Origin of the sequence: Gordonia sp. McavH-238-E (assembly GCF_022348225.1) — a bacterium.
Lineage (GTDB): Bacteria > Actinomycetota > Actinomycetes > Mycobacteriales > Mycobacteriaceae > Gordonia > Gordonia terrae.
Genome location: NZ_JAKRFE010000011.1, coordinates 204,213 through 211,912 on the forward strand (window position 1 = coordinate 204,213; position 7,700 = coordinate 211,912).

Consider the following 7,700-nt stretch of genomic DNA (forward strand, 5'->3'; position numbering starts at 1 on the left):
GAGGAGAACACATGGCGCGCAAGAGCTTTCATCGTTCGCGCTACCAGCGGTATACTGGCGGGCCCGACCCGCTGGCGCCGCCGGTCGATCTGCGCGAGGCGCTGGAGACGATCGGCGAGGACGTGATGGCCGGCGCGTCGCCGCAGCGTGCCCTGCGAGAGCTGCTGCGTCGCGGGACGCCGGACATGCGAGGACTCGACAAGCTGCGCGAACAGATCAACCGTCGCCGGCAGGAATTGCTGAAGAAGCGGAACCTCGACGGCACCTTCGCCGAGATCCGCGAACTCCTCGACCGCGCGGTTCTCGAAGAACGCAAACAGCTCGCGCGTGACCTCGACGACGACGCCCGGTTCGCCGAGATGCAGATCGGCAGTCTCCCGCCCTCGACCGCACAGGCCGTCGAGGAACTGTCGGAGTACGACTGGCGCAGCCCGCAGGCTCGCGAGGACTACGACAAGATCAAGGACCTGCTCGGCCGGGAACTGCTCGATCAACGTTTCGCGGGCATGAAGGAAGCGCTCGAGGGTGCGAACGAGCAGGATCGGCAACGGATCTCGGAGATGCTCGGGGATCTGAACAAGCTCCTCGAGGCGCACAACCGGGGTGAGGACACCGCGGAGGCGTTCGACGAGTTCATGGACAAGCACGGCGAGTTCTTCCCGGAGAACCCGCGCAACACCGAAGAACTCATCGATTCGCTCGCCCAGCGGGCGGCCGCGGCGCAACAGTTCTACAACTCGCTGACCCCTGAGCAACGGGCCGAACTCGATCAGCTGGCGCAGCAGGCGTTCGGCTCGCCCGACCTGATGAACCAACTCGCGCAGATGGATTCGCAACTCCGGGCGGCCCGGCCCGGTCTCGACTGGGACAACGCGCAATCCTTCTCCGGCGATCAGCCGATGGGACTGGGTGAGGGCGCCGCCGCCCTGCGTGACATCTCCGAACTCGAAGCGCTCTCCGAGCAGTTGTCGCAGCAGTACGCGGGCGCGCAGATGGACGACATCGACCTGGATGCGCTCGCCCGCCAGCTCGGCGACGATGCGGCGGTCGACGCCCGGATGCTGGCCGAGCTCGAGAAAGCGCTGTCCGAACAGGGATTCTTCGACCGCACCGCCGACGGGCAGCTGCGCCTGAGTCCCAAGGCGATGCGTCAGCTCGGTCAGTCGATCTTCCGGGACATCGCCGAACAGCTGTCGGGCCGCCGCGGCGACCGCCAGACCCGCCAGACCGGACTGCTGGGTGAGCCGACCGGCGCCTCCCGTGAGTGGGAGTTCGGTGACACCGATCCCTGGGATGTCACCCGCACCGTCTCGAATGCGGTGCTGCGCACCGTCTCCGAGACCACCGAGCCGTCCTTGGCGACTTCGGAGATGGCGCGGTCGGGTGTGCGCATCGATGTCCGCGACGTCGAGGTCTCGGAGACCGAGAGCCGGACACAGGCGGCGGTCGTGCTCCTCGTCGACACATCGTTCTCGATGGAGATGGAGGGCCGGTGGACGCCGATGAAGCGCACCGCGATCGCCCTGAACCACCTGATCTCCACCCGTTTCCGCAGCGACGAGCTGCACCTCATCGCGTTCGGCAGATATGCGCGCTCGATCGACATCGCCGAGCTGACCGGACTGCAGCCGCGCATGGAGCAGGGCACCAACCTGCACCACGCGCTGCTGCTCGCGCAGCGGCACCTCCGACGGTTCCCGAATGCTCAGCCGGTGGTCCTGGTGGTCACCGACGGTGAGCCGACCGCGCATCTCGACCCCAGCGGGGAACCGTTCTTCTTCTATCCACCGCACCCGCAGACCATCGCGCTGACCGTCCGCGAACTCGACCATGTCGCCCGAATCGGCGCACAGGTCACGTTCTTCCGGCTCGGCGAGGATCCCGGGCTGGCGCATTTCATGGACCAGATCGCGCGCCGGATCGGCGGACGCGTGGTGGCACCGGATGTCGATGGTCTCGGCGCCGCCGTGGTCGGCGACTACCTACGGGCTCGAAAGGGCCGTCGCCGCGGCTGACTTCGATCAGTCTCCGCCGCCGCGCGACGATGTACGACGGGTGTCGTCGTCAAGCCGTCGCCGGCTTTCGGCCGGCGACGATCCAGAGCACGATGCCCACCAGCGCGAGCAGACCACCGAGTCCACCGCCGAAGACCGCCAGCAGCACACCCCCGACGCCGCTGAAGATGCCGGATGCGTCCAGCGATGCGACGACGGCGGGCGAATCGCATCGGAACGAGTAGGTGCCGGATTCGACGACCTCGAAGGAGTCGAACGATTCGACTCCGGAGCCGTCGAAGGTGAACTCGGCTGTCGTGTTCGTCCCCGGTGCCAGCGCGGCGGGACCGGTGATCTCGCAGGCGGGCACGCCATTCGAGGCGCTGGTACTGAACAACTGGAACTCGTCGCCGGCGTCGTAGTACTGCTCGGCGGTGGGATCGACCTGGAACGCCTTGTCCGCCTGGTCGACCACGTTCCCGATGCCGGCGACCGCGAGGATCACCCCCACCGCGACGGACAGGACCAGGATCACCACACCGACCAGCGTGAGGATCTTTCCCCATCGTCGCATCCCGGCGCGGTCCTTGCGCGGCGGAGGGGGCGGCGGGTAACCACCGTAGGGGCCGGGTTGCCCGAAGCCCCCCGACGATTCGTATCCGCCGCCCGGGATAGGCGGCTGCTGGGGATACGAGGAGCCGTACGGCGACTGGTGTCCCGAGGGGGTCGGTCCCGGCTGGCCTGCGCCGGGCCGGCCCGGGTCGTGGGGCTGGCTCATCTTCGCCTCCGATGGTCGCCGGCCGGCCGTCCCGCCCGGACCTGACGAATTATGCCGCTCAGCGGGGGCTTTCGTCGGCCGGTTGGGCAGCCGGGTCGTCGTGACGAGAGCGCGGCCCGCTCGGCACTCGGGGTCGACTCCGGGAAAGATCAGGGTGGTCGAGCAGGACTCGGCCCACTAGGGTCTGCAGACGTGACCGAACCCGGCGAACTCCCGATTCCCGACGACCGTCGAGCCCGGCTCCGTGCCGCGGACGCGGACCGCGAACTGGTCCACGAGATCCTCTCCGCCGCCATGGCGCACGGCAGTCTCTCACCTGTCGAGTACGAGGAGCGCGCCGGAAAAGCGGTGCTCGCCAAGACCTTCGGTGATCTCGATGCACTGACCGACGATCTGCCGGTCGCGCAGCTCGGCGTCGCCATGCCCGCGGCCAGCTTGTCACCCGGGCCGCGGGTGACAGGTGGGAGCTCGGATGCAGCCGTCCGTCACCGACTGGCGATCATGTCCGGAAGCGAGTTGTCGGGGACAGCGGTGGTCGCCGATCAGCTCACCGCCACCGCCATCATGGGCGGGGTCGAACTCGACCTGCGGGAGGTGGAGTTCACCGCTCCGGTACTGACGGTGCAGTGCGTGGCGATCATGGGCGGCGTCGAGATCAAGGTGCCCGACGGGGTCACCGTCGAGATCGGGGGACTCGGCGTCATGGGTGCTTTCAGCGGCAGATCGCAGAAGGCGTCTCGCCCCGGTGCACCGGTCGTGCGGGTGACGGGACTCGCGCTGATGGGCGGCGTCGACGTCAAGTACGTGCCCCGCGACGAGCCGGACGCCTGACCCGTCACGCGAGCAGGAGCGCGACCACCATGATGGTCGGAATCGACGCGAGGGTCGTGATCAGCGCCGTGTCCCGGGCGAGGATCTGCCCGCGCCGGTAACGGGTGGCGTACACCAGGACGTTCTGTGCCGTGGGCAACGCCGCGATGACGACCTGGGCGAACAGGGCCTCGCCCTGTTGTCCGAAGCCCCACCGGGCGACCACATACACGGTGATCGGCATGACGATCATCTTCAGAACACTCGCCAGCGCGATGTCGCGGCGGGGGCTCTGCCCCTTCTTGAACACCGCGACGCCGGTCAGCGACAACCCGAACGCGAGCAGGGCCGCGGGTACCGAGGCGTCGCCCAGCATCTTCAGCGGCGACATGACCGCGGCCGGCGGCGTCCAACCGATCAGCGAGAGAGCCAGTCCGGCGAGTCCGCCGACGACGATCGGATTGGTGATCGGGGCGACCAGGGAGTCCCGCAGGAGTGAGCGCCCCGAGTCGCGGTCGAGTGCGGTGAGATCGAGTGCGAGCAGTGCCACCGGTGAGTAGATCAGGATCTGGAACAGCAGCAACGGCGCGATGAACGACGCGTCGTCGAGCACGAAGATGGCGATCGGCAGTCCGAGATTCACACTGTTCACGTAGGACGCCGACAGGCCGCCGATCACGAGTTCGGGGACCGCGCGTCGAAGCCAGAGTCTGGCGATCACCACGTAGACGACGCCCATGAGGAATGCGGTGCCACCAGCGATCACGAGCGTCGCCGAGAAGACGACCGACAGGTCGGAGGTGACCATCGAGTGGAACAGGAGTGCCGGGGTGAAGACGAAGAACACCAGGCGGGACAGGACTTCGTGCGCATGGTCGCCGATGACACGCGTGCGCCCGAGGACGTAACCCACCCCGACTACAATGAAGATCACCGTGAAGCCGGAGATGACGCCAGACACCGGTCGAGTCTAGTCGTTAGGCTGGTGAACACATTGTGTCGGATCTACATGGGGGTTGTGCGTGAGTTATCCACCGGGACAGGGTTCGGGCCAGGGCCAGGACGACTGGGGTACGGTGCCGAGTTCGGGGTCCTCGGGCAGTTCCGGCCCCAACCTCAGCAAGGGTGACCAGGGCCAGGGTGCCGCTCCGGAGTACGCGCCGACCGAGTACGGCCAGACCTACCAGCCGGGCCCGTCGTCGGACCCCTACGGCCAGAGTGCATACGGCGAGAACCCCTACGGGCAGAACCCGTCCGGCCAGAACGTCTACGGCCAGGACCAGTACGGCCAAAGTGCTTACGGATCGCCGGCCGGCGGCCAGGGGTACGGGACGCCGGGCCAGGATCCCTACACGCAACCGCCCGGCGGGTCCTACGGTCAGTACAACGATCCGTACCAAGCAGGCCAGGCGCCCGCCTACGGGAGTGCGTACGGGTCGCAGAACCCGTACGGCGCAGCGCCCTACGGCGGCGGTTACGGATACGCGCCACCGCAGAAGAGCACCAATGGCAAGGCCATCGGGGCGCTGATCTCGGGAATCGTCGGGCTGGTGATGCTCGCCGCGTGCTTCCTCATCTCGTTCCCGGTCGGCATCGCCGCGGTGGTCCTCGGTGTCATGAGCCGACGCGAGGTCGAGCAGGCGGGGGACACGCAGACCGGATCGGGCATGGCACTCGCCGGGATCATCACCGGCGCTCTCGCCATCGTCGGCGCGATCGTGTGGGTCGCCATCATCATCGTGGCCATCGCGGCCGGGAATTCCACGGACTCCGTCTACTACTACTGAACGAATCTTGGGCCGTTCCGGGGTCGTGATCATCGACTTCGGCCCAGTTCGGAGCCCCTTTTCACTAAGCTGTGCAAGATGCACGGCCGGGTGGGCGTGCACGCATCTCCCCGCGTCGTCCTGCTGCGGCGCAGCTTGGTGAAAGGCATCCGATGACCACTCCGACCGAGGGCAGCGATCCGACGGATCCGGCCTCATCACCCAGACCGCCCACGGACTCCTCGGCGACCGACCCGTCGCCGTGGGAACCGACCCAGAAGGCGTCGGTTCCCGACGCCGCGCCGGACTCGGTTCCGGTGACCTCGACACCCGGGGCCGGGCCCGATGACACGGAGATTCCCGAGTCGCACAGTCCGGCCGACGGTGTCACCCAGGTCATCCGTACCGACGGCGTGTCGAATCCGCAGTCTGCGCAGCCGGTTTCGCCGCCACCCACCGCAGGCGGCCCGCCACCCTCCGGCCCGCCCCCGTCCGGTTATGGCTCGACCCGCGTGATCTCGACGCGGCCGCCTTCGGGACCGCCACCGGGACCGCCGCCGCCGCCTCCTCGGCAGGGCCCTGGCCCGGAGCGGGGATTCGGTCCGGAGCAGGGATTCGGCCCGCAGCATGGTCATGTCCAGCAGCCGGGCCACGGTCAGCACCCGGGTCACGGCCAGTCCGGCCGGCCGGGCTACGGCCCCCCGCCGGGTTACGGCCAGGCCCCGCAGGGGCCTGCTCCGGGTCGGCACGGGCAACCGTTCCCCCCGCCCGGCGAGGGCCGCTCTGCCGAACAGGGTCCGGCCGAACCGCGCTCCGCCGATCCGTCTCAGGGCGGCGCAGACGGCTCGTCGACCAACACACTGGCCGTCGGCGCCCTCGTGGCCTCGCTGCTGGGTCTGCTGTGCAGCGGGATCGGCGGCATCGTCGGACTGGTGCTCGGGATCGTCGCACGCAAACAGATCGCGGCGTCGGGCGGAAGGCAGACCGGCGACGGTATCGCGCTCACCGCGATCATCATCGGCGCGTTCATCCTGGTCGTGTGGATCGCGTACTGGCTGGTGATCGCACTGACCGACCTGCAGTCGCCGTGGAGTTACTTCTGACAAGTGCACGATCGGAGGCCGGTGGGTCCGCCATTTTGGAGCTGGACGTCCTCGCCAGGTAGTCTGGTCCAGTTGTGTGCCGCGGCCGCGTCGGGTCGACGGGCGCACTCAGGGGCCGACCAGTGACGCATGGCGTCGCCATCGACCACGCAGACCACAGTAGGAGAAGGGCTCAACCATGGCTGTACCGAAGCGCCGGATGTCGCGGGCGAACACCCGTAGCCGTCGTTCGCAGTGGAAGGCGGAAAACCCCGCACTGCAAGAAGAGAAGGTGAACGGCGTCCCCGTGCGGATTCCGCGTCGTCTGGTCAAGGCGGCTCGCGCCGGCCTCATCGACCTGGACCGTCGCTAGCCGCGTTCGGTCGCCGTTCCGGCACCGCACTGACATACCGATGACCGCCTCCGGTCCCACCGGGGGCGGTCATTCGTGTGCCGGTGGTCGTCCCTGTTCCTGATCCAGAGGTGATCTCGTGCTGCTCGACGTGCTCAACTTCGCGGGTATCGCGGTGTTCGCGGCGTCGGGTGCGATGCTCGGGGTCCGCAAGGACTTCGATATGTGGGGGATCATCACCGTCGGCGTCCTCACCGGTGTCGGCGGCGGGGTCCTGCGTGACGTACTCCTCGGGATCACCCCGCCCGCATCGATCAACGGATGGGGTCCGATCGTCACCGCGACCATCGCCAGCCTCGTCGTCTTCTTCTTCCATCCCGCGTTCACAGCTCTGCACCGGTCGATCCTGGTGCTCGACGCCTTCGGGATGGGGCTCTTCGCCGCGACAGGGGCGAGCATCGCCCTCGACGTCGGGGCGAGCGCCTTCGCCGCGACGACCGTCGGTCTCCTCACCGCGGTCGGCGGCGGGATGCTCCGCGACGTGATCTCCAATGAGGTCCCGCTCCTCCTCCAGCCGTCCGACCTCTACGCCGTGCCGGCGGTTCTCGGTGCCGCCGTCGTCGCCGTCGGTGCCACGTATACCTCTGCGCCGCACTGGATCTGGCTCGTCGTCGGGTCGGTTCTCGCGACCGGTCTCCGGCTGGTGAGTCTGCGGTTCGCGCTGAAGCTCCCGACTGCGCGACGGTAACGCCCCGCAAACCCACCCCTTTTCCGTGAACCCACCCGGTCCGATGGACTGCTCCCCGGGAGTTGGACTGAAAATCAGTTTCGACTACCCGGGGAGAGTTGTATGCATCCACGTAGTTCGTTGTCGGTGGAGCAGCGTGAGCGGGCGGTAGCCTTCTTCGAGGAAGGCTT

At 68.0% G+C, this 7,700-nt stretch carries 8 protein-coding genes; 6 read left to right on the forward strand and 2 right to left on the reverse strand.

Going from position 1 to position 7,700, the window contains the following annotated elements; translation table 11 throughout:
- Window positions 1–11 precede the first annotated feature (11 nt).
- Complete coding sequence (locus MHN80_RS18375) at window positions 12–2,015, forward strand: VWA domain-containing protein (protein ID WP_101820366.1); 2,004 nt, start codon at window positions 12–14, stop codon at window positions 2,013–2,015.
- 49 nt (window positions 2,016–2,064) lie between these two features.
- Here the strand turns inward: MHN80_RS18375 and MHN80_RS18380 are convergent, their stop codons facing one another.
- Window positions 2,065–2,772: a hypothetical protein gene (locus MHN80_RS18380; RefSeq protein ID WP_239402914.1), complete on the reverse strand. Its 708-nt coding sequence runs from the start codon at window positions 2,770–2,772 to the stop codon at window positions 2,065–2,067.
- A gap of 192 nt (window positions 2,773–2,964) precedes the next feature.
- Between MHN80_RS18380 and MHN80_RS18385 the strand changes: the two genes are divergently transcribed.
- The gene (locus MHN80_RS18385; protein WP_004020064.1) at window positions 2,965–3,603 is read left to right on the forward strand and encodes a DUF1707 domain-containing protein; all 639 of its coding nucleotides are present in this window, start codon (window positions 2,965–2,967) and stop codon (window positions 3,601–3,603) included.
- Between the two features lie 4 nt (window positions 3,604–3,607).
- Here the strand turns inward: MHN80_RS18385 and MHN80_RS18390 are convergent, their stop codons facing one another.
- Complete coding sequence (locus tag MHN80_RS18390) at window positions 3,608–4,543, reverse strand: AEC family transporter (RefSeq protein WP_033203689.1); 936 nt, start codon at window positions 4,541–4,543, stop codon at window positions 3,608–3,610.
- Window positions 4,544–4,604: 61 nt separating this feature from the next.
- Here MHN80_RS18390 and MHN80_RS18395 point away from each other — a divergent pair, with 61 nt between their 5' ends.
- The 4 genes from MHN80_RS18395 to MHN80_RS18410 all read left to right on the forward strand — a co-directional run bounded on the left by MHN80_RS18395 (window position 4,605) and on the right by MHN80_RS18410 (window position 7,530).
- Window positions 4,605–5,369, forward strand: coding sequence for a DUF4190 domain-containing protein (locus MHN80_RS18395; RefSeq protein WP_239402915.1), 765 nt, complete (start codon window positions 4,605–4,607; stop codon window positions 5,367–5,369).
- Window positions 5,370–5,521: 152 nt separating this feature from the next.
- Window positions 5,522–6,451, forward strand: coding sequence for a DUF4190 domain-containing protein (locus MHN80_RS18400; protein ID WP_239402916.1), 930 nt, complete (start codon window positions 5,522–5,524; stop codon window positions 6,449–6,451).
- Window positions 6,452–6,629: 178 nt separating this feature from the next.
- A complete protein-coding gene (rpmF, locus tag MHN80_RS18405) occupies window positions 6,630–6,803 on the forward strand; it encodes a 50S ribosomal protein L32 (RefSeq protein ID WP_004020060.1) in 174 nt (57 codons plus the stop codon).
- Window positions 6,804–6,921: 118 nt separating this feature from the next.
- On the forward strand, window positions 6,922–7,530 hold the full coding sequence (locus MHN80_RS18410; protein WP_101820370.1) for a trimeric intracellular cation channel family protein: 609 nt from the start codon (window positions 6,922–6,924) through the stop codon (window positions 7,528–7,530).
- The last annotated feature ends 170 nt before the right edge of the window (window positions 7,531–7,700 follow it).

What these genes read in the sequence shown, in the direction of transcription:
- MHN80_RS18400 (WP_239402916.1), top strand. Translation starts at nt 5,522, where the DNA reads ATGACCACTCCGACCGAGGGCAGCGATCCGACGGATCCGGCCTCATCA.
- MHN80_RS18380 (WP_239402914.1), bottom strand. Translation starts at nt 2,772, where the DNA reads ATGAGCCAGCCCCACGACCCGGGCCGGCCCGGCGCAGGCCAGCCGGGA.
- rpmF (WP_004020060.1), top strand. Translation starts at nt 6,630, where the DNA reads ATGGCTGTACCGAAGCGCCGGATGTCGCGGGCGAACACCCGTAGCCGT.
- MHN80_RS18375 (WP_101820366.1), top strand. Translation starts at nt 12, where the DNA reads ATGGCGCGCAAGAGCTTTCATCGTTCGCGCTACCAGCGGTATACTGGC.